A 19,862-nucleotide genomic window follows, 5' to 3' on the forward strand; every position below is an offset into this window, starting at 1 on the left:
CAGAAATCAGGTGTGCCCGAACTTCGACATCGGGACAAGCGTGAGGAGGCTCGGAGCGTAGGCGAGCACCCATCGTCTTCAATTCCTCTTCCTGCGAGCACGACGGTGTACGCAGATTCGGTCCATAGCGTGTCTCCTGCTTTGCTTGTCAATGCATCGAGCGTTCCCGCGCCTTGTCCGCAGATGCCGGAGAAGGCAAGCACCGCGACAGATCTATGCTCGGCGGTGCCGATGACAATGGTTGCGGCCGTAGCTGGTTGCGCGAACGGCGGATATGCGCTGCGATCTCAGCCTTCCGCACCAGAGCAGACGGCATCGGAGCCAGCTTTCGAGCAGATGCAGGCGGATTCGGCTTCCGAACTGGATAGTCCGGAAGCCGCTACGATGGGCATTTCACAGCTTGCGGGGAAAGGCGAAGAGGTCGTTTCTGCCGAGCAGCCCGGTATGTTGGGAAATCGGGGGAACCTCGCCGATGTCCGTGTCGCCGGGCGAGGGCGGGGCAGTGTGGTCCCACCGGGCACACAAACTCGCGAGGTGACCGCAGTCGGCCAGAGTACGGGCAAAGAACAGCGAAGAGTGGCTCAAGGCACACCGGCGAATGTGACGGGAAGATTTGCGTCGGACAGCAAAGCCAATCACAACCAGCCGCGCAACCCCGGTCCCGGCAACCTCGATGCACAAATTTTCCCTTTGGAAGCAAAACCAAGCCTGGCATCGGCGGGTGGCAGCGTCGCTCTGAGCAGCGTGAGCGACACTGGACCGTCCTCAGCGACTTGGCCTAGTTCGGAGCCACGGCGAGAGATCGTTGCGGACGCCGGTCTTGCATCGGCTCCCATGAGCATGGTCGCAAGCAACGGCATGGCATCGCACGCTTTCAATCGGGATGCCCGGATTGAAGTAGGCATTCAAGATGCGTCGCTGGGTGAAGTGCGTGTTCAGGCCCTGATGGACCGGGCGGGCGCAATGCACATCGATGTGATTGGGCATGCGCAAGACACGGACGCAGTACTGGACAAGATCACACCGTTGCTGCACGCAGCGGTGGCGCAGCAACTTGAGAGTCACGGCCCGGCTCGGACGGTACACGTGACGGCGGGTCCCACGATCAGCGGCGCCATGCCGATCACTAACAGCGGCACCACGGCGTTGCCGCAGGGCGGGTCGTTGGCGTCTTCTCTGTCCAACAACTCGCAACACTCGCAGCAGCCTCGCCGGCAGTACAGCAACGAGCAATCTCGTTCGTTGTCTGAAGGTGAGCCGGACATGTGGTCCGTCACGCCTACGCCGGGGCGCAATGTTTTTCTAGCTCAGCCGAATGGAAGCTCTGGCCTGAGTGTTCGTATTTAGACCTTCAAAGGAGATTTCGAATGAGTTCCATTCTTCCCATTGCGATAAATGATTCACGCCCCGCGCCGCTGGTCGCGGCCTCGCCGTCCAGCAGTGGCAAGACGAGCGGCACATCATCATCAGGCAGTTCGTCCAGCGTTGGAGCACAGCAGTTCAGCACCTCGGATTTTATGAGTCTGCTGGTTGCGGAAATGAAGAACCAGGATCCCACGCAACCCACGGATCCGACTCAGTACGTGCAGCAGCTGGTCGGCGTGAACAGCCTGCAACAGTTGGTCCAGATCAATCAGGGGATCAACGGAACCTCAACCAGCACCACGACGCAATCTTAAGGAGCAAGCATGCCTGCATTTTCCATTCCGCTGACCGGTCTCGCGGCCAACTCGGTCGCGCTGAACACCATTGGCAACAACCTGGCAAACCTGAACACCACCGGCTACAAGAAAGAGAACGCGAACTTTGCCGATCTCTATTACGAAAACATCGGAACTACGGGATCGAACAGCCCGGTGCAGGTCGGGTTTGGGACGCGCGTGTCGTCCATTGACACGGATTTTGTCCAGGGCAACATCGATCCGACGAACTCGGCGACGGACATGGCGATCAACGGTAACGGCTTCTTCGTCGTGCAAAACAGGGGTGTGCAGCAGTTGACGCGCACCGGCAACTTCAGTCTGGATGCCGGCGGCAACCTGATTACCAGCGATGGGCAGAATGTGATGGGTTATCCCGCGAACGGCACGTCGGCGAATACAAACTCATCCCTGGTGTTGCTGAAGGTTCCAGTGGGCTCCACACAAACCCCGCACGCCACGTCGAACTTCTCCATCACCGGTGGCCTGGATTCGTCAGCGGCGGTGGGCAGCACGCCGTTCAGCCGCACGCAGGCCATGTACGACTCACTTGGCCAGGAGCACGAGGTGACGATGACCTTTACGAAGACGGCTGCCAATCAGTGGAACTACAGCTTCAGCCTGCCTTCGGGCGAAAACGCCACGTCCGCCAACACGACGGGAACGCTCACGTTCAACACTGACGGTACGCTGGCCTCGCCAAGCTCGAACATCTCCGGCATTTCCTTTGGCGGCATGACGGACGGCAGCGCCGACATTGCCCTGACGTGGCAACTGCGCGACAGTGCGGGCAAGGGGCTGATTACGCAGGGTGCGTCAACCTCAAGCGTGAATGCGAGTACGCAGGACGGCTACGCGGCCGGCAACTACACGGGTTTCTCCGTGGATGCGAATGGCGTTCTCTCGGCAAAGTACAGCAACAATCAGACGGAGGTCGTCGGGGAGATCGCGCTTGCGACGGTTGCCAATCCTTCCGGCCTGACGCGCAATGGTGAAAACACTTATGTGGCCAGCTCCGCCTCGGGACTGGTGACCATCGGAGCGGCGAACACGGGCGGGCGCGGCCAGATTGTCGGCAGCGCATTGGAAGGCTCCAATGTGGATATTTCGACTGAGTTCGCGGACCTGATCGTGGCGCAACGCTCATTTGAGGCCAACTCAAAGACCGTGACGGCCTTTGACACGATTACGCAGGACACGATTTCCATGCTGCGATAGAGCGGAGCTGCCGCGGGGCTAAGCGTTCGCTAACCGCGGCGGTGTTCTTTTGGCAGAGCGCGTGCTTTTTGCGAAGGCATGTCGAGCTCTGCTGCTGTTCCCGCCGAGATTGCTGCCACCGCCGAACCGAAGGCGAAGGGCGGCATGCTTTCCATGTTGTTGGCCGGCCTGCTTTCCTCTGTGATTGCGGCCGGCGCTGTTTTGGGTGCCGGTACTTGGCTGCTGCACTCAGGCAAGCTGATGCCCCCCGCTGCCGCGGCGAAGGGAGCCGCAGTTGCGCCGGCCCCGAGCGGCGATGCGGTGGTGAAGAGTGAACTGCCCCCGTCCAAGGTCATGGCACTGGAGCCGATGGTAGTGAACCTGTCGGACGCCGGTGGCCGGGCTTACCTGCGCGCCTCGATCAGTCTGCGCCTGGCGGAGGAAACGGCGGGCAAGGCGGAAAAGGCGGAGGGCAAGCCGGATCCTGCCGCGGCAGCGGGCAAGACCGCTGCACTGCGCGACACAACGCTGTCCGTTCTGGGCGCACAGACCAGCGACGGCCTGCTTGGGGCCGGTGGCGTCCCCAATGTGAAGAAGCTGCTTCGCGAACGGTATGCCCTCGATAACCCCGAGGTTCACGTGCTGGATGTGTACTTCACCGATTTCCTGGTGCAGCGCGGATGATCGCCGCGGATCGAGTTGAAGGGAAGGTGGCGGCTGTGGAGGCAATCTCCACGCGCCTGGGGCACGTGCCGCTGCGGCTTTCGGCGGACCTGCCGCTGCCGCCGCTAAGCATGCGTGCGCTGCGCGACCTGCAGCCTGGCCGGATGCTGACGAGCGAGTGGTCGGTGGCGGACGACCTCTTGCTGACGCTGGGCGGTGCGCCGCTGTGCTGGGGAAGATTTGCCGCAGTCGATGGCCGCATGGTGCTGCGGGTGGTGCGGCTTGCCTGAGATGGAGTGGAGAACGGTGCGACAGGATGAGGACCTGCTCCGGACGAGGCAGCATGCGGTGCCGCGGCGGGAGCAGCCCCAGGCGGCAAATCAGAAGACTGGTGCGCTGCTGCGCGGCCTGGGCGCCGTGCTGCGGCGGTACACCGCACGCAACGAACGGCTGCAGGTCTGCGAAACGCTTTCACTAGGCGGCCGCCGCAGCGTGGCGCTGATCGAGTGTGACGGGCAGCGCTTTCTGGCTGGCATGTCGGCGAGCGGCGTGGAAACTCTGGTCCCGGTGGGCGGGGAACGTTCGCAAGGAGATTCGCGATGATGCAAGGTCGGCGAACACGGATGGGATTGGCGCGGGTATTGACCGGTCTCACGCTGCTGCTTGCGTGCAGCGGAACAGTCCGCGCGGAAGACAACGCGTTCTGGGTGCATCATCCGGCAGAGCAGGCGCGTGGGACGGCACCGCACACGAAAGTGGCGCAGAGCCTGGCCGTGAAGCCAGCGCGGCATGCCGGGGCGCGCGTCTTTGCGGCGGAGGCTGCACGGGCGACACCAGTATCCGCTCGGGGCCCTGCTGCACCGGCACGCAGCATCGCGGAGCAATTGCAAACAGGGCAGAGCTCGCCTTGGGCGATCGTCACGGGGCTGACATTGCTGTCGTTATTGCCGGCGATCTTGCTTGCGATGACACCGCTGGTGCGCCTGCTTGTGGTGTTCCACTTCTTACGCCAGGCGCTTGGGACGCAGACCGCGCCGTCGAACCAGGTGCTGATGGGCCTGGGCCTGATGATGACCTGGTTCCTGATGCAGCCGGTGTTCAATCAAGTGGAGCAGCAGGCGATCGCACCGTATCGAGCGGGTCAGATTAGCGGAGAAGCCGCTTTGTCACGCGGCGCCGAGCCGGTACGGCACTTCATGCTGCAGTACGCCCGGGATAAGGATCTGGAGCTGTTCGCGAGTACTGACGGCGGGCCGCGTCCCGCATCGCGCGCGGACGTGCCGATGCGCGTGGTCGTGCCGGCCTACATGCTGAGTGAGCTGAAATCCGGCTTTCAGATTGGCGCCGTGCTGTTTCTACCGTTTCTGCTGGTGGACTTGGTGGTGGCAAGCGTGACGACGGCGGTCGGCATGGTGCAGTTGCCTCCGGTGGTCATCTCGACGCCGGTCAAGATTCTTCTTTTTGTCATGGTGGACGGTTGGCATCTGCTCGCCAGCTCACTGCTGAAGAGCTTTCACTAGGAGCGATGTATGGGACCCGATATGGCCGCGGAACTCGCGCGGCATCTCTTGATGGAAGCCATGCTGTTGAGCGCGCCGCTTTTGTTGGCGGGCGCGGCGATCAGCCTCCTGCTGGGCCTCCTGCAAACGTTGACTGGCGTGCAGGAGCAGACCATCACCACCGTGCCGCGGCTCTTGATCGTGTTTGGCGCGGCGATCGTGGCCATTCCGTGGTTTCTGCATCGCGCTGTCTTCTACACGGTGCAGATGTGGTCGGACTTTAACCGGTACCTGGGCTAGGTTGACGATGATCGCCGAATTACCCGCGATAACGAATCCGTGGCCAACGCTGTTGAGCGGCGGCGTGCTGACGCTGTGTCGGTTGGGCGGCGTGGTGGCGTTTGCGCCGCCGTTCCGCGGCAACAACATTCCGCTACGCGTGCGCGCCGTGTTTGTGCTGGCGCTCACCTGGCTGGCTGCGCCGATGGCCGTGAACCGCGCACAGGCACCGCTGGAACTGACTGCCGTAGGCGTGGCGAGCGAGTGTGTTTTGGGGCTGCTGCTCGGCATCGGTCTGTCGTTTGTGAGTGAATCGCTGCTCTATGCAGGCTCACTGATGAGCATCAGCTTCAGCTTCTCGCTGGCGAATCTGCTGGATCCGAATTCGCAGGTGGAAACGGACGTGTTGAGCACGCTGCTGAACTGGCTGGGCGTGCTGGTGCTGCTGACAGCGGGGCTGCACCGGGTCATGCTGGCGGCGGTGCTGCACAGCTTCGCGGCGTTGCCTCTGGGGACCGTCGCTGTCAGCAGCAGTGCGGGCCACGCACTGGTGGACGCCGCGTCTGGCATTTTCTTTGCGGGCCTGCAGCTTGCTGCGCCGGTACTGGCGGCGGCTCTGTTGGTTGAGGTTGCGCTGGGGCTGATGGGAAGACTCGCGCCCGGCCTGCCGGTGCAGATGCTGAACGTGCCGGTTAAAACGATCGTTGCGTATGGCGTACTCGCGACCTCCGTCGCGCTGTGGCCGGGATGGATCGAGCACCACTTCACCGCGCTGCTGGACGCGGCGCAACGGACGGTGCGGTTGTGAGCGCGGACAAACAGGAAAAAGCAACAGACCAGCGCAAAAAGAAGGCGCGTGAGGCTGGCGACGTGCCGGTCAGCCGGGAACTGACCTCGGCCGGCGTGCTGCTTGGCTCGCTGCTGGTGTTGGCACCGGCAAGTACCGCATTCCTGCAGCTATGGCGGCATGGCGTGGAAGCGAGCCTGGCGGCGGCGCCGGGTACCTTTGACAACGGTGGCGACCTGTTGCGTGCCTGCGCGATGCCGTTCGCACCAGCGTTTGCACCGCTGGTGCTGGTGCTGGTGACTGCTCTTGCAGCGTCACTGTGCCTTGGAGTCGCGCAAGCCGGCGGCCTGCAATTGCACGCCGGATCCGTCGGCTTGAAGCTGGAGCGTGTCAGCCCCTTCTCGCACGCGAAGCAGATGTTTGGCGCGCGGACAGCGACCCGCCTGGGCAAGTCGATTCTGCCAGCAGGGGTTCTGATCTGGATCGCCGCGCGCACGCTCGAACGGCAGATTATTGCGCAGCCGTTTCTGACGCCGGCGCGCCTGCCTGTTGCGATCTCGGCGTGCTATCACCTTGCCCTCACTGCGGCATGGATCGCGGTGGCATGGTCCGGGTTGGACTATGCGTTGGAGCGGCGCAGCTGGGCACAGAAGCTGCGCATGTCCAAGCAGGATATCCGCGATGAAATGCGCGAAAGCAACGGCAATCCGCAAACGAAGGGACGCATTCGCCAAGTGCAGCGCGCCATGCGGCGCAGGCGCATCAAGGCGGACATCCAGCAGGCGACCGTGGTGGTGACCAACCCAACGCACTACGCGGTGGCGCTGTCGTTTGACATGGAAACCATGGCTGCGCCGCGCGTTCTGGCAAAGGGACGCGAGCTGCATGCGTTTGCGATTCGCGAGGAGGCGCGCTGGGCCGGCGTGCCGATTGTGGAGAACCCGCCGCTCGCCCGATCGCTGTATCGCACGGTCGAGGAAGGCCAGGCCATCCCGATGGAACTGTACACCGCGGTCGCCGCGATTCTTGCGTTCCTGCTGCGGCGGGACGCACCACCGCAGACCGGCGGCTACCCCTCTGCTAACTCTGCCGGACACGGCATGCCAAAGACCCTGGAGGCGCGATGAACGAGCCCAATGTTTCACCCGGCGGCCAGTCGGGCGCACTGACCCACTGGAAGCAGTTGGGACTGCCGCTTGCGGCTATCAGCACGGTATTTGTGATGCTGGTGCCGTTGCCGACGTTTGTGCTGGATGTGCTGCTGGCGATGTCGGTAGCCGCTTCCGTGGTGCTGTTTCTGACCGCGGTGCAGGTGCGCAAGGCAACGGATCTTTCCGTCTTTCCAACGTTGCTGCTTTTGCTGACGCTGTTTCGGTTGTCGTTGAATCTGGCCTCGAGCCGCCGCATCCTGCTGCACGGGCACGAGGGCACGCACGCTGCCGGCGAGGTGATTGCGGCGTTTGGGCAGTTCGTGGTGGGCGGCAACTATATTGTTGGCTTCGTTCTGTTTCTGGCATTGATTGCGATCCAGTTCCTGGTGGTCAGCCACGGCGCAGTTCGCACGGCAGAGGTGACCGCGCGGTTCATGCTGGACGCATTGCCCGGTAAGCAGATGGCGATTGACGCCGACATGAACGCGGGCCTGATCGATGAGCAGGGCGCGCGCAAGCGACGGGAGGCCATCGCGCACGAGGCAGAGTTCTATGGTGCGATGGACGGCGCGGCGCGATTCAACCAGCGCGATGCGATGGCGACCATTCTGATTACCGCGATCAACATTATCGCGGGCCTGCTGATCGGAACGGTGCAGCAGGGAGTGGACCTGCAGACCGCGCTGAAGACGTACACGATTCTGACGGTGGGGGACGGCCTGGTCACGCTGATTCCGAGTCTGCTGGTCAGCGTCGCGGGTGGCTTGGTGCTGACGCGCGCGTCGTCCGCGGACACGCTGGACAAGGAGCTTGGAACGCAGTTGCTGCGGCGTCCGGGCACGTTGTACCTGGCCGCGGGTGTGCTGGCCGCGCTGGCGCTGGTGCCGGGTCTGCCCAAGCTTAGCTTTCTTGCACTGGCGGTCGGTATCGTCCTGCTGGCCCGCAAGCTGAAGCCAGAAGCTGAAACGGACGCGGCACTTGCGGATGGCCCGGCCGGAGCTTCGGCAGCCGCGGCAGGCGGTGCGACCGAGGACCTGACCGGCTTGCTGAAGCTGGACGATCTCACGCTGGAGATCGGCTTTCAGCTGATTCCGCTGGTCGACGAGAAGCAGAACGGGCAGATGCTGAACCGGGTTCGCGCGATGCGGCGGCACCTGGCGACGGAGCTGGGCTTCATCGTGCCTTCCGTGCATATTACCGACAACCTGCGGCTGAAGCCGAGGGAATATGTGGTGCTGCTGCGGGGCATCGAGATCGGCCGATGGCAGACGGAAGGGGATTGCCTGCTTGCAGTCAGCTCCGGCCCGGGCGCGCGGACGGTGCCCGGTGTGGATGTGCGGGAGCCGGCCTTTGGCGTGCAGGCGCGCTGGATCGCCCGCAACCTGGAAGAGCAGGCGCTCGCCGCGGGTTACTCCGTCGTAGACCAGACGGCGGTGATCGGTACACATTTGACGGAACTCATCCGCCGCCATGCGCACGAACTGCTGACCCGTGCGGAGACCAAGCGTCTGCTGGATGCTTTGAGCGACAGCCATCCCAAGCTCCTCGAGGAGCTTGTGCCGAAGCTGATGTCGTTGAGCGAGGTGCAGCGTGTCTTCCAGCAGCTTCTGCGGGAACAGGTATCCATTCGCGACCTGGGCAGGGTGCTGGAGACGCTGGTCGAGTTTGCACCGGTGAACAAACAGGTTGTGTTCCTGACGGAGCAGGTACGGCAGCACATGGGCCGCGTCCTGGTCCGGCCGTTGCTGGATGCAGAGGGTGGGCTGCCGGTGTTGGTGCTGGACCGCGGCCTGGAAGAGGACATCCTGCAGACCTTTGACCCGGAGGGCGCACGGCGTTTGCTGGGCGAGCCGACGCGGCCCGCGCCTTCACCACAGGCGTTTTTGCGGCAGATGCTCGATTCTGTGAAGCGCCTAACCGGCGAGGGCGAGATTTCGGCAATGCCCGTGCTTCTATGTCCATCGCCGGCCCGCTATCACCTGCGCCGCTGGCTGGAGCCGTTTCTGCCCAGGGTGACCGTGCTGGCGCCGCCGGAGATTCCGCCGGAGGTTAAGGTCCGCAGTTTGGGAGTTCTGGGTCAGGCAGGCTAACAGGCAATCCGTAGGGCAACGCAGCAGGAGTACACACGATGCAAACTTCGCAATCCGAACAGGGCAACAGCATGACCCCGCCGCTGCCTGCATTCCAGAACGCCGCGATGGGCGCGTATGGCGGTGCGGCCGCCACGGCGCAGGCTCAACCGATGACCAGCACCGAGCGCGACCTCCTGCTGATGGAGCACATGAGCACGGTCCGCTTCGTTGCGCGCCGCATTCATGAGCGGCTGCCGCAGCACGTGGAGCTGGATGACCTGATCTCGGCTGGCATTGTCGGTCTGATCGATGCGTTTGCGAAGTTTGACCGCACCAAGCAGGTGCAGTTCAAGAGCTACGCGCAGTTCCGTATCCGCGGCGCGATCCTGGATTCGCTGCGCACGCTGGACTGGAGTCCGCGGGAGTTGCGCCGCAAGGGCCGTGCCGTGGAGGAGCAGATTCATCTGCTGACGCAGAAGCTGGGCCGCGCTCCCACGGAAGCGGAGATCGCCGACGGCATGGAAATCTCGCTGAAGCAGTTTCAACAGCTGCTTGGCGAGCTGAAGGGGCTGGAGATTGGCAGCCTGCACATGGAGCGGAATGAGGACTCGGGCGACGAGGAGTTGTCCTATATTCCTGGTTCGCCCGGTGACGAGCCGCTGTTCCGATGTCTGCAAGGCGAGATGAAGCAGCACCTGGCGGACGCGATCCAAGAGTTGCCAGAGAAAGAGCGCATGGTGTTGACCCTGTACTACTACGAGGAACTGACCATGAAGGAGATCGGCCAGGTGCTGGGGGTGGTCGAGTCACGTGTCTCGCAGATCCACTCCGCGGCGGTTGTGCGGCTTCGGTCAGTATTGGCCGCGCTGCGCGGCCGCAACCAGCCGGTCAGTGCAGCGAAGGAGAAGCGCCGTGGACGCTGAGATGCTGCCGGAAACGCCAGCGCTGGAACGGTTCAACTTTGGCGATTCCGGCCATGTGACGGCGGAGCAGCTGCGCATGTTGCGATCGTTGGACGAGCAGCTGGCACGCAACTTGACGCATGCCCTTTCCGCCTGGCTCCGCACTGGCGTGACCGTGGCGGCGGAGGCGCAGACGCATCACACCTTTCGCGAATTTTTGGAGCGGGCGGACGAGTGTTATATGCTGCCGGTCCACTTGCCGGAAGTGCATGCGATCGGCCTTTTGCGCTGGCCGCTGCCGTTGGCTGCGCAGATGATCGAGCTTCTGCTGGGCGGCTCCGGGGTTGCGGCGGCGGGTGCCCGCGACTTGACCGAAATCGAAGATGAGATCTTTCACGCAGTGCTGGATGTGGTGCTGCGCGAGTGGAACACGGCGTGGCAGCAAATCACTCTGCGGCTTGAGCCCGGCGAACGCTCCCGCAACTCCGGCGAACGGCAGTTGCTTACCGCGGCGGAAAAGGTGTACTGCTTCAACCTCCGCGTCGGTACGGGCGAGGTGTCAGGCGAAGTGTCATTGTGCATCGCCGCGCCCGTGCTCGCATCGGTGATGCGGCGAGTGCCGCTGCTGCAGCGGTCCGCGCGGAACCACACGGAAGCCGACCTGGAGACGCTGCTGCGCGCATTGAGCGAGGCGCGCGTGCGCACCGGGCTATGCTTCCCGCCGGTGCGCCTCCCTGCGTCGCGTTTGCAAAACCTGCGCGCCGGCAGCACGCTGGTGTTGCCTTTGCCTTCCAATGCGGCCGCGGAGTTTCGCATCAGTGATGTTCCTGTTGCGACCGCGGTCCCGGTGCGTGTGGGCGCGTGGCGCGCGGCGAATGTGAGCGGCCTTCGAGATGGCGGGGTGCATCGGGCAATGTTGCCGGCGCGAACGTCCGCTCCATCACGCGGTGAGGAGGTGCAAGCAAATGTCTGAACCTGCGCAAACACTTGCTGCAACTGCGGAGCTAGGCGGTACACGGCCGCCCGAACCCTGGCTTGATGTGGAACTGGAGGTACGTCTGCATTTCGGCGGCCGTGAGATGACGCTGGCCGAGGCACTGGAGATTGCGCCAGGCACCGTGCTGGAGCTGGACCGCGACGTAACAGACCCGGTCGATCTACTGGTTGGCGATCGCATCGTGGCGCGTGGCGAGGTGGTGGTCGTGGGCGGCAGCTTTGCCCTGCACGTGTCGGAGGTGCTGGAACCACAACTCCGTCTGGAGAGTGTGCGTTGTCTTCTGTGAGTGCGAAATGGGCGACTGATGGAGGCATGGGCCTGCATCACGGTCAGGACAAACGTGCGCCTGCGATGGCGTCACAGACCGCGCCGGGACGTGAGGAAGGTGCATGCCACTGCGGCCGACGCCGTCCCCTGGGTGTCTTGCTCGGCCTGCGCAGCGGAGCGCGTCCGAGGCTGGAGGGCCATTGGTTCTGCCGGAAGGAATGTCTGCGTCAGGCTTTGGAAGAGCGTGCGCGGCGAGACTTCCCGGAGGTGGGAACCGTTGTGTCGCGTGTGCGCCACCGGGTTCCACTCGGGCTGATGTTGCAGGCGCGCGGCGTGGTGACAGGGGAGCAGCTGCAGAGTGCGTTACGGCTGCAGGCAGCGACTGGCCTTCGACTTGGCGACGTGTTGCAGACGCACCTCGGCGTGCCGGAGGAGCGGATTACCGGCGCTATAGCCGCGCAATGGGGCTTGCCCGTGCTTCACCTGCCTCCGCCTTCGGCGATGCCTTCGCAGAGCGTTGCGCCAGCGCGCCTGTTCCAGTCCTCGGGAACGTTTCCCGTGGAGAGAACCGCTTCCGGACTGCTGCTGGCGTGCGCGGAAGGCCCGGACCCGGCGTTGGCGCTTGCTCTGGAACGCATGTATCCGCTGCGAGTGGAGTTCGGCGTGGTCAGCTCCCGAGCGCTGGAGCAGTGGCGCAAAACGCATGCGGAGAGCGCGGTGCCGGTGCAGCGGGTGCGCTGCGTAGATCGCGAATCGCTCGCAGCCGAAGCGGCGGAGCTGTTGTACCGCCTGCAACCGGTGGACTGCCGGATTGTGCGGGTGAATGGATTCTGGTGGTTGCGAATGTGGTTGGAAGAAGCCGCGCGCCGGCAGGACGCCGCAGCGGAGGGCGTCGACACGATGGACGTGCTGTACTCGCTGGCGGCGGAGAGCACGGCGGTCCGCCGCTGAGACGCTTAGGGCCTTCTAAGCTTTCTGGTCTCCGTCCGGCCTTTGAACTGCACGTCTCGTCAATATGGACAGCGGTCTCTACGCGGCGTACACGGGAGTGCTGGCAAGAACCCAGGCTCTGGACACGGCCGCGAACAATCTGGCAAATGCAAGCACCAACGGGTTCCGGGCGCAGCGGGATTATTTTCGGGGCGTGTTGGCCGGCATCGCGCCGGAGAGCGACAGCTCCGGTACGCAGGACAGCGTGAACCGGTTCGGCCTCTTGGGCGGCTCGCAGGTGGACCTGTCCCAGGGTTTGGTGGCGAGCACGGGTAACCCTCTGGATCTGGCATTGGAAGGGCAAGGCTTCTTTCAGGTGAAGACCGCGCACGGTGTAGAACTGACGCGGGACGGCAGCTTTCTGCGGGGAGCAGATGGAACGCTGACAGACCAGAAGGGTGAGGCCGTGCTTAGCAAATTGGGCGCTCCGCTGGTGTTGCCTTCGGGTTCGGTACACGTGAGTGCCGATGGAACGGTGTCGGTCGACACCGCGAACGGAAGCGCGGTCGCGGGGGAGATAGGCATCGTGAGCTACGCCGCAACGGACTTGAAGCCTGTCGGCGCGAACCACTTTCGCGTTGCAACGGATGCGAAGCCGACGGCGCCCGATGCCACGGTGCAGCAGGGCTCGCTGGAGGGCGCGAACCAGGATGCGGTGCACGGCACCATGCAGCTGATGATGCTGCAACGCCAGGCCGAGATGATGCAGCACGCGCTTTCGGTCTTTGACAACGGTTTTGACAAGACTGCCGCGGAAGAACTGGGCAGGGTGTAGGAGGAACGGATGATTCGGGCGATGTACACCGCGGCAAGCGGCATGAGCGCGCAGCAAACCAATCTGGACACGGTTGCGAACAATCTCGCGAACTCTGCGACGACAGGTTTTCGGAAGCGTTTGCTGCAATTTGAAGACATGATGTACCAGAACCTGGTCGCGCCAGGGTCCGCGGCGAGCACCACCACGACCGCTGCCGGCCTGCAGATCGGACTCGGCACGCGCGCCGCGGCTACCGAGGTTGTCAACACGCAGGGCGACTTCAACCAGACCGGAAACCAGCTGGACCTGGCGGTGCAGGGAAATGGCTTCTTTCAAGTGACGCGGCCGGATGGCACCACTGCTTACACACGTGCCGGCAACTTCCACCTGAACTCGCAGGGGCAGATGATGACCGCGAATGGTGATCTGTTGACACCCAACATCACCATTCCGAGCAACGCAACCAATGTCACGATCTCGCAGTATGGCGTGGTCAGCGCGACCATGCCGGGACAGACTGCGGCACCGCAGCTCGGACAAATCCAGCTTGCGACATTCGTGAACCCCGGCGGGCTCAGCTCGATCGGCGGAACGCTAATGCAACAAACCGGCGCCTCCGGTACGCCGATCGTGGACACGCCGGGCGGCAGCTCCGGCATGGGCACGTTGCAGCAGGGCGCGCTTGAGGGCTCCAACGTCGATGTGGTTGAAGAATTCGTGCAGATGGTGCTGGCACAGCGAGCGTATGAGAGCAATTCCAAGGTAATCTCGGCGGCGGACCAGATGTACCAGCAGGTCAACGGGATGGTGCGGTCGTGAGGTGCGCTGCAGGCTGGGAGCTCTTAGGAGCGGTGCTACTGCCGCTGATTGCGACGTATCCATGTGCCGCAGCAGGCTGCGCGGCGACGCCGAACGCGGCGGTGCTGCAGGCGCTGGGGGAAGAAGGCGTGCCGCGAGACGAGCAGAGCGGGTTCCGTGTTCGCGATATCGTGACTGACCCCGTGCTGCATCGCGCCTTTGTGCACGTGGAGCAATGCGGGCACCCGGAACGCCCGCTGGTCTTGCTGCCCTTCCATGCCGAACGTCAGGCGCAGACGATTGCCGGGTCTTTTGTTCCGAATCCAGCTGCGGCACCGTTGCGCTTGGAGCAGGCTATGGTTCCCTCCGGCAGTGTGGTCGCCGTCGCCATGGGTGACGAGCACATGCGGCTGACCGTGGAGGGCAGACTGCTTTCAAGTGCGCCCGTGGGCAGTGTTGTGGACGTGCAGCTTGCGTCGCTGGGCGGTCCGGCAGAACAAGGCGAACCGGCAAAGCGGGTACGCGGTCGGCTGACGGCTAAAAATCAAGTCGAGGTGCAGCCATGAGCCGACGCGCATGTTCCGCAAATGCATTGTTCGTTCGCTTCGTCGCGAGTGCGGCGGTGCTGCTGGCGCTACTGGGTCTCGACGCAATCGCACGGCCGCAAAGCCCATTGCAGAAAAAGAGCAGCCTCGGGGGAAAGAACAGTCCAGCGCAGCGCTCGCTTGGGGATTACCTGGCCTCGGTGCGCGCGGCGAGTGCCGGCATGCAGCCTGAGCCAGGTGCGATCTGGACCGAAGGTGGCCGCTTGAACCGGCTCACCGCAGACGTTCGTGCGATGCGTCCGCACGATCTGATCTCGGTCGTGGTTTCGGAAGCGCTTGAGTCTTCCACCGACGGTTCGGTGAAGGGTTCCCGCAGCTCGTCCGCATCCGCGAGCATCGGCTCGATCTTTCAAAAGCTGTCGGCGAGCAGCGCAGCGCAAAACCTGCTGAACCGCAACGCGCAATCGGCGTTGAATGCGCAAGGGCAGAGTGCCAACAACTCCAGTTTGAGCACCGTGCTGGGCGGGGAAGTGATGGAAGTGCTGCCCAACGGGATGCTTGTAATTGAAGCCGCACGCCAGGTTGAGTTCTCGCAGCAGACACAGACCATCGTGCTGCGCGGTCTGGTTCGGCCGGAGGACATCTCGCAGCAGAATCAGGTTCTGTCCACCGCCATCAGCAGCTTGGAATTGCAGGTGCGCGGCAATGGTGTTGTCAGCGATTACACCCACCGGCCCAACCTGCTGGTGCGCCTGCTGGAGAAAGCGGTGATCTTTTGAACGCGAGCGAATTTTGCAAGGGAAGATTGAGGGCGGTCCGTCTCTGCGCTGCGCTGGGTCTGCTGCTGGCAGGCAGTGTCTCTGCTGCCGATCACGATGGGACGCGGCTCGCCCGCGTGAAGGACATCGCCTCCATCGAAGGCATCCGCGACAACCAGCTGGTGGGGTACGGCATCGTTGTCGGCCTGCAGGGGACAGGTGATTCGCAGCAGACCGGGTTTCCGGTGCAGACGCTGGTGGCCACGCTGCTGCGACTGGGCGTGAGCGTTCCGGCAGGCGCAATCCGCGTGCAGAATCTCGCGGCTGTCTTTGTGTCGGCATCGCTTCCACCGTTCGCGCGCTCGGGTACGCGCGTCGATCTGACGGTCTCCTCCGCCGGTGATGCGAAGAGCCTGGAGGGCGGGTTGCTCTTGCTGACGCCGCTGTACGGCACGGACGGTAAGATTTACGCCGAAGCGCAAGGCCCGCTTGTGCTGGGTGGATTTGCCGCTGCGGCCAATGGAAACTCCAAGCAGGTGAATCATCCCACAACGGCACGCATTCCACTCGGCGGCGCAGTGGAGCGCGGGGTTGCGCTGGACCTGAACGGCCGCAGCAGCTTTTCGGTGTTGCTGCAGGACGCGGACTTCCGTAGCGCGCGCGCCATGGCGGACGCAATCAACACTGCGCTGGCGCGTCCTGTGGCGCGTGCGGCAAATAGCCGCATGGTTGAGATCGCTGTCCGTCCGGACGAGGATGTTCCCGAGCTGCTGAGCCGAGTCGAGGCGGTGGAGGTGCCGTATTACCCGCGGGCGAAGGTCGTGGTGAACGAGCGCACCGGGACGGTCGTGATTGGAGGCGCGGTGGTGCTGCAACCGGTATCCATTCTGCATGGGGGGCTTGCGGTTAGCGTCGTGAGTGAACCGGTGGTATCGCAGCCCGGCCCGTTCTCAAACGGTGCGACCCGGGTAGTGCAACAGACCACGTTGGAAGCGAAGGACAAGCCCGTCAACCGGATCGAGCTGAGCAACGGCGCCACGGTGGAAGATCTGGTGCGTTCTCTGCAGGCGATCGGCGCCACGTCACGGGATGTGATCTCGATCCTGCAGGCGATGAAGTCGGCAGGCGCGATCGAAGCCGAGCTGGAGGTGCTGTAGCCATGGCTGTCATCGGATCAGCAACTGCTGCTTCTCTTACGGCCGGGTCTTCCCAGAGTGGAACGGTTTCTCCACGCCTGCATGAAGCCGCGGTTCAGTTTGAGGCCATGCTTCTGAAAGACTTGTTGAAACCTTTGGCAGAATCGGCGGGCATGGGCGGGGCAGAAGGCGGGGAACAGACCGGAGCGTTGCAAAGCTTTGCCGTGGACGCGATTGCGGGCACCATGGCGAAGTCCGGAGCGCTGGGCTTCGCCAAACAGATTGAACAAACCGTGGCGCAGGGAGCCGCAAAACATTTTTCGCAGGGACGCTAAAGTCCTGATCAGGACTGCCGATAACGCAGAGACGAGGATCGTTTATGTCATACACGAGTGGAGTCACCAGTTCACCGCTGTTGCAAACGTTGTTGACCCAGGCCGATTCGGTCGGGCAACCGAAAGCCGGCCGCACCAACACGGCCGGTATCACCGCCGCACAGGACAGCGCGCAACTGAGCACGGTTGCGAGCGCATTACAGCAGACCACCGCAGAGGATCCGGCGCGGGCGGAGAAGGTTCGCTCCGTTCAGGCAGCAATCGCGAACGGCACCTATGACGTGTCCGCCAGCGCAGTTGCGGACAAGCTGATGCAGAGCCTGCTGCAACGGTAGCGGCCACCAGGGCCAGGGACGCGCAGGCGCGACGCTCAGAAGGGAGGGATGCATGGCTTCCATCACCGGCAGTTTTCACAGCGCCACTCTGGCGCTGCAGCAGGATCAGCTTGCCTTGACGGCAACGGCGGACAATATCAGCAACCAGAACACGCTCGGCTACGCACGCCGGACCGTTGCCTGGAGCAGCGGTGACACCGTGACGCTGAGCGGCACCGTTACCCTTCAGGCGCCGGTGGCGACTGTAAGCGCGCAGCGCAGCAGCGTGCTGGATGCCGCAGTGGTGGGCACGACTTCCAGCGCGGCTTCTGCAGCCACGACGAAGAGCGCGCTCGACGATTTGCAATCGGTGTTTGCCATCAATTCGTCTGGAGACGAGGGCTCAGGCATCAACGCGGCCATGAGCGGATTTTTCGCCGCGGCGCAAGCCGTTGCAGCTGACCCGGCCAGCACCAGCGCGCGGCAGGCTGCCTTTGCCGCTGCCCAAACCGTTGCGAGTGCCTTTCGGAGCACCAGCGCGACGTTCGCAGAGCAGGCTTCGGGCCTGGAAGGCACTATTCAGAGCGCCGTGGGCAGCGTCAACCAGCTTACGGCGTCCATTGCATCCCTGAATGGCAGCATCGCGCGAACAGGCAACACTGCCGATCACGACACGTTGATCGACCAGCGCACGGCGCAGATCGAAAGCCTTTCGCAATTGATCGGTGTGCAGCAGACGGCGAACAGCGATGGTTCCGTGAGCCTGTTCACCAGCAATGGTGGAGCCCTGGTTGTGAGCAGCATCAGTAACGCGCTTACCGCTGGAAGCGTCGGAGGTGCTCTGCAGCTGTATGCACAGGGCAGCAACATCACCGCGGGCCTGGAGGGCGGAAGCATCGGTGGTGCCTTGCTTGCACGGGATGGAATCCTGGCCGACGTACGATCGCGCATCGACGCACTCACCACGGCTTTTACGGACGCGGTGAACACGGTGAATGCGAACGGGCATACCGCGACCGGCAGTCCGGGACAGCCTATCTTCACCATCAACGCTGCCGCTCTGCACCCCGCGGCGAGCGTCTCGATAAGAGCGGCCAGCGGCGCGGACTTCGCCAGCGCAAGCAGCAGCGAAGGTTCCGGCGGCACGGCAAATGCCAACGCACTGGCGGCACTCGGAATTCAGAAGGATGCATCCGGCAACACCTTTGCCGACACGCTGAGTGCGGTGATCAGCAGCATCGGTACGACGGCCTCGACCGCAACGAATGCGGCTGCTATCGCGGCTTCCGCTTTGACTCAGGCCACCGCGCATCAGCAAGCGTTGTCAGGAGTTTCGCTCGACACGGAGGCTGCCAACCTGACGCAATACCAGCGTAGCTACCAGGCCGAGGCGAAGCTGCTGTCAATCCTGAATCAGATCATGGCAGACAGCATTAACCTTGGCACGAACACGGCGGTTTCCTAGACATGCTTACCTCTGCAAATTCGATCGCGAACCTTGTCTCGCAAGCCGCGTCCTTGAGCGATCGCCAATCTGAAATCGCGCGCGAACTGGGAACCGGCACGCGGCTGACGCAGCTTTCAAACGATCCGCTGGCAGCTGCAGCCACGGTACGGCTCAGCAGCCAAGTTGCTCAGGCTTCTGCGACCATCTCGGCCATCCAAACGGTGCAAGCGCGTATGCAGACGGCTGACTCAGCCCTGGGCTCCGTCATAACGCAACTGACATCTGCGATCTCGGTTGCGGTCGGCGCGGCCAACGACACATCGAACGCACAGGATCGCGCTTCTGCGGCCGTGCAACTAAGCAGCATTCGAGATGCCGTTCTCAACCTGGCGAACAGCAGCTACAACGGCACGTACTTGTTCGGCGGAACGGTCGCAGGTGCTACGCCCTTCACTCGAGACGACACGACGGGAGACGTGACGTATAGCGGCGACGCAAACAGTGCGACCCTGACGGTGCAGGGTAAGACCGTGCCGACGTCGGCAAGCGGCACCGCTCTTTTTGGCGATGGCAGCAGTGGTCTATTCGCGCAGTTGCAAGACGTGATCACGGCTTTGCAAAGCGGGCAAGCGCCGACCGCGGTTCAGATATCGGGCATACGCAGGGGCTTACAAGGCGTAATTGACGGCCGCAGCGCCTTGGCAAGCAGCGCGAAACGACTACAGGATGCAAGCAGCTACACCGCGACACAGCAGACGAACCTGCAGGCGCAGCAGACCGCCATCGCCGGCACCGACCCGGTGGCGCTCGCAACCGAACTCAGCAACACGCAGACGCAGCGTTCCGCGCTGTTGAGCAGCCTGGCTGCACTCGGTAAGAACAGCCTCTTCGACTATCTTCCATCCTGACCTGGACGGTGGCGTTTACACTCGACGCATGTTCGCGCCCATCCGTTTTTTGTGGCACGCCACGCGTGGGTATCGCCTAAGACCGTGGCGGAGCCCGTACGTGCGATGGCGATTGGAAACCTACTCCGGCTTGCATGCCGAGACGATGACCGTGGCCGACATGGCTCGCGTTGTGTGGCGCGACAGGCGTCAGTTCCTGCGGTTCCTGCGATGGACGCAGCAGTTGAAACGCGAGACGTACCGTGGCTAAGGAGTTCCTGGCAAACTCTCTAAGCCGCCGTGCGCTGCTCGGCTCCGGAGTGCTGGCCGCGGCTGGACATCTGACCGGCTGTGCTCATCGCGTTCGAGCTGGCCAAAGCG

General features: G+C 63.3%; 25 protein-coding genes. All 25 read left to right on the forward strand.

Going from position 1 to position 19,862, the window contains the following annotated elements; genetic code table 11:
- Positions 1–384 precede the first annotated feature (384 nt).
- The 25 genes from ACOFKT_RS06630 to ACOFKT_RS06750 all read left to right on the forward strand — a co-directional run bounded on the left by ACOFKT_RS06630 (position 385) and on the right by ACOFKT_RS06750 (position 19,752).
- The gene (locus tag ACOFKT_RS06630) at positions 385–1,347 is read left to right on the forward strand and encodes a hypothetical protein (RefSeq protein WP_419806622.1); all 963 of its coding nucleotides are present in this window, start codon (positions 385–387) and stop codon (positions 1,345–1,347) included.
- Between the two features lie 20 nt (positions 1,348–1,367).
- Positions 1,368–1,679, forward strand: coding sequence for a flagellar hook capping FlgD N-terminal domain-containing protein (locus ACOFKT_RS06635; protein WP_419806623.1), 312 nt, complete (start codon positions 1,368–1,370; stop codon positions 1,677–1,679).
- Between the two features lie 9 nt (positions 1,680–1,688).
- Positions 1,689–2,918: a flagellar hook protein FlgE gene (locus tag ACOFKT_RS06640; RefSeq protein WP_419806624.1), complete on the forward strand. Its 1,230-nt coding sequence runs from the start codon at positions 1,689–1,691 to the stop codon at positions 2,916–2,918.
- A 78-nt stretch (positions 2,919–2,996) separates the two neighbouring features.
- Entirely contained in the window at positions 2,997–3,581 is a 585-nt protein-coding gene (locus ACOFKT_RS06645) for a flagellar basal body-associated FliL family protein (protein ID WP_419806625.1), read from the forward strand.
- Positions 3,578–3,850 (forward strand): FliM/FliN family flagellar motor switch protein, encoded by a 273-nt coding sequence (locus ACOFKT_RS06650; RefSeq protein ID WP_419806626.1) that lies wholly within the window; start codon positions 3,578–3,580, stop codon positions 3,848–3,850. The genes ACOFKT_RS06645 and ACOFKT_RS06650 overlap by 4 nt, the downstream gene beginning before the upstream one ends.
- A gap of 16 nt (positions 3,851–3,866) precedes the next feature.
- Complete coding sequence (locus tag ACOFKT_RS06655; protein WP_419806627.1) at positions 3,867–4,163, forward strand: flagellar biosynthetic protein FliO; 297 nt, start codon at positions 3,867–3,869, stop codon at positions 4,161–4,163.
- Positions 4,160–5,080: a flagellar type III secretion system pore protein FliP gene (fliP, locus tag ACOFKT_RS06660; protein ID WP_419806628.1), complete on the forward strand. Its 921-nt coding sequence runs from the start codon at positions 4,160–4,162 to the stop codon at positions 5,078–5,080. The genes ACOFKT_RS06655 and fliP overlap by 4 nt, the downstream gene beginning before the upstream one ends.
- A 9-nt stretch (positions 5,081–5,089) precedes the next feature.
- Positions 5,090–5,359 (forward strand): flagellar biosynthetic protein FliQ, encoded by a 270-nt coding sequence (locus ACOFKT_RS06665; RefSeq protein ID WP_419806629.1) that lies wholly within the window; start codon positions 5,090–5,092, stop codon positions 5,357–5,359.
- Positions 5,360–5,366: 7 nt separating this feature from the next.
- The gene (locus ACOFKT_RS06670) at positions 5,367–6,146 is read left to right on the forward strand and encodes a flagellar biosynthetic protein FliR (RefSeq protein ID WP_419806630.1); all 780 of its coding nucleotides are present in this window, start codon (positions 5,367–5,369) and stop codon (positions 6,144–6,146) included.
- Positions 6,143–7,252: an EscU/YscU/HrcU family type III secretion system export apparatus switch protein gene (locus tag ACOFKT_RS06675; RefSeq protein WP_419806631.1), complete on the forward strand. Its 1,110-nt coding sequence runs from the start codon at positions 6,143–6,145 to the stop codon at positions 7,250–7,252. The genes ACOFKT_RS06670 and ACOFKT_RS06675 overlap by 4 nt, the downstream gene beginning before the upstream one ends.
- Entirely contained in the window at positions 7,249–9,366 is a 2,118-nt protein-coding gene (gene flhA, locus ACOFKT_RS06680) for a flagellar biosynthesis protein FlhA (protein ID WP_419806632.1), read from the forward strand. Before ACOFKT_RS06675 ends, flhA begins: the two co-directional genes overlap by 4 nt.
- A gap of 38 nt (positions 9,367–9,404) precedes the next feature.
- Positions 9,405–10,271, forward strand: a complete 867-nt coding sequence (locus ACOFKT_RS06685; protein ID WP_419806633.1) for a sigma-70 family RNA polymerase sigma factor — start codon at positions 9,405–9,407, stop codon at positions 10,269–10,271.
- On the forward strand, positions 10,261–11,223 hold the full coding sequence (locus tag ACOFKT_RS06690; RefSeq protein ID WP_419806634.1) for a hypothetical protein: 963 nt from the start codon (positions 10,261–10,263) through the stop codon (positions 11,221–11,223). Before ACOFKT_RS06685 ends, ACOFKT_RS06690 begins: the two co-directional genes overlap by 11 nt.
- Positions 11,216–11,533 carry a FliM/FliN family flagellar motor switch protein gene (locus ACOFKT_RS06695; RefSeq protein WP_419806635.1) on the forward strand — a complete coding sequence of 106 codons (318 nt, stop codon included), beginning with the start codon at positions 11,216–11,218 and terminating at the stop codon, positions 11,531–11,533. Before ACOFKT_RS06690 ends, ACOFKT_RS06695 begins: the two co-directional genes overlap by 8 nt.
- Before the next feature lie 260 nt (positions 11,534–11,793).
- On the forward strand, positions 11,794–12,465 hold the full coding sequence (locus ACOFKT_RS06700; RefSeq protein WP_419806636.1) for a hypothetical protein: 672 nt from the start codon (positions 11,794–11,796) through the stop codon (positions 12,463–12,465).
- Positions 12,466–12,529: 64 nt separating this feature from the next.
- Positions 12,530–13,279 carry a flagellar hook-basal body protein gene (locus tag ACOFKT_RS06705; protein ID WP_419806637.1) on the forward strand — a complete coding sequence of 250 codons (750 nt, stop codon included), beginning with the start codon at positions 12,530–12,532 and terminating at the stop codon, positions 13,277–13,279.
- A gap of 9 nt (positions 13,280–13,288) precedes the next feature.
- Positions 13,289–14,080, forward strand: coding sequence for a flagellar basal-body rod protein FlgG (gene flgG, locus ACOFKT_RS06710; RefSeq protein ID WP_419806638.1), 792 nt, complete (start codon positions 13,289–13,291; stop codon positions 14,078–14,080).
- 32 nt (positions 14,081–14,112) lie between these two features.
- The gene (locus tag ACOFKT_RS06715) at positions 14,113–14,625 is read left to right on the forward strand and encodes a hypothetical protein (RefSeq protein WP_419806639.1); all 513 of its coding nucleotides are present in this window, start codon (positions 14,113–14,115) and stop codon (positions 14,623–14,625) included.
- Positions 14,622–15,383 carry a flagellar basal body L-ring protein FlgH gene (locus ACOFKT_RS06720; RefSeq protein ID WP_419806640.1) on the forward strand — a complete coding sequence of 254 codons (762 nt, stop codon included), beginning with the start codon at positions 14,622–14,624 and terminating at the stop codon, positions 15,381–15,383. The genes ACOFKT_RS06715 and ACOFKT_RS06720 overlap by 4 nt, the downstream gene beginning before the upstream one ends.
- A gap of 26 nt (positions 15,384–15,409) precedes the next feature.
- The gene (locus ACOFKT_RS06725; RefSeq protein WP_419806641.1) at positions 15,410–16,519 is read left to right on the forward strand and encodes a flagellar basal body P-ring protein FlgI; all 1,110 of its coding nucleotides are present in this window, start codon (positions 15,410–15,412) and stop codon (positions 16,517–16,519) included.
- Positions 16,520–16,521: 2 nt separating this feature from the next.
- Positions 16,522–16,833, forward strand: coding sequence for a hypothetical protein (locus tag ACOFKT_RS06730; RefSeq protein ID WP_419806642.1), 312 nt, complete (start codon positions 16,522–16,524; stop codon positions 16,831–16,833).
- 44 nt (positions 16,834–16,877) lie between these two features.
- Positions 16,878–17,168, forward strand: a complete 291-nt coding sequence (flgM, locus tag ACOFKT_RS06735) for a flagellar biosynthesis anti-sigma factor FlgM (RefSeq protein ID WP_419806643.1) — start codon at positions 16,878–16,880, stop codon at positions 17,166–17,168.
- Between the two features lie 52 nt (positions 17,169–17,220).
- On the forward strand, positions 17,221–18,612 hold the full coding sequence (gene flgK, locus ACOFKT_RS06740; protein ID WP_419806644.1) for a flagellar hook-associated protein FlgK: 1,392 nt from the start codon (positions 17,221–17,223) through the stop codon (positions 18,610–18,612).
- A 53-nt stretch (positions 18,613–18,665) separates the two neighbouring features.
- Positions 18,666–19,502 carry a flagellin gene (locus ACOFKT_RS06745; RefSeq protein WP_419806645.1) on the forward strand — a complete coding sequence of 279 codons (837 nt, stop codon included), beginning with the start codon at positions 18,666–18,668 and terminating at the stop codon, positions 19,500–19,502.
- Positions 19,503–19,530: 28 nt separating this feature from the next.
- A complete protein-coding gene (locus tag ACOFKT_RS06750) occupies positions 19,531–19,752 on the forward strand; it encodes a hypothetical protein (protein WP_419806646.1) in 222 nt (73 codons plus the stop codon).
- Positions 19,753–19,862: the final 110 nt, after the last annotated feature.

The organism is Terriglobus sp. (assembly GCF_965201105.1).
Taxonomy (GTDB): domain Bacteria; phylum Acidobacteriota; class Terriglobia; order Terriglobales; family Acidobacteriaceae; genus Terriglobus.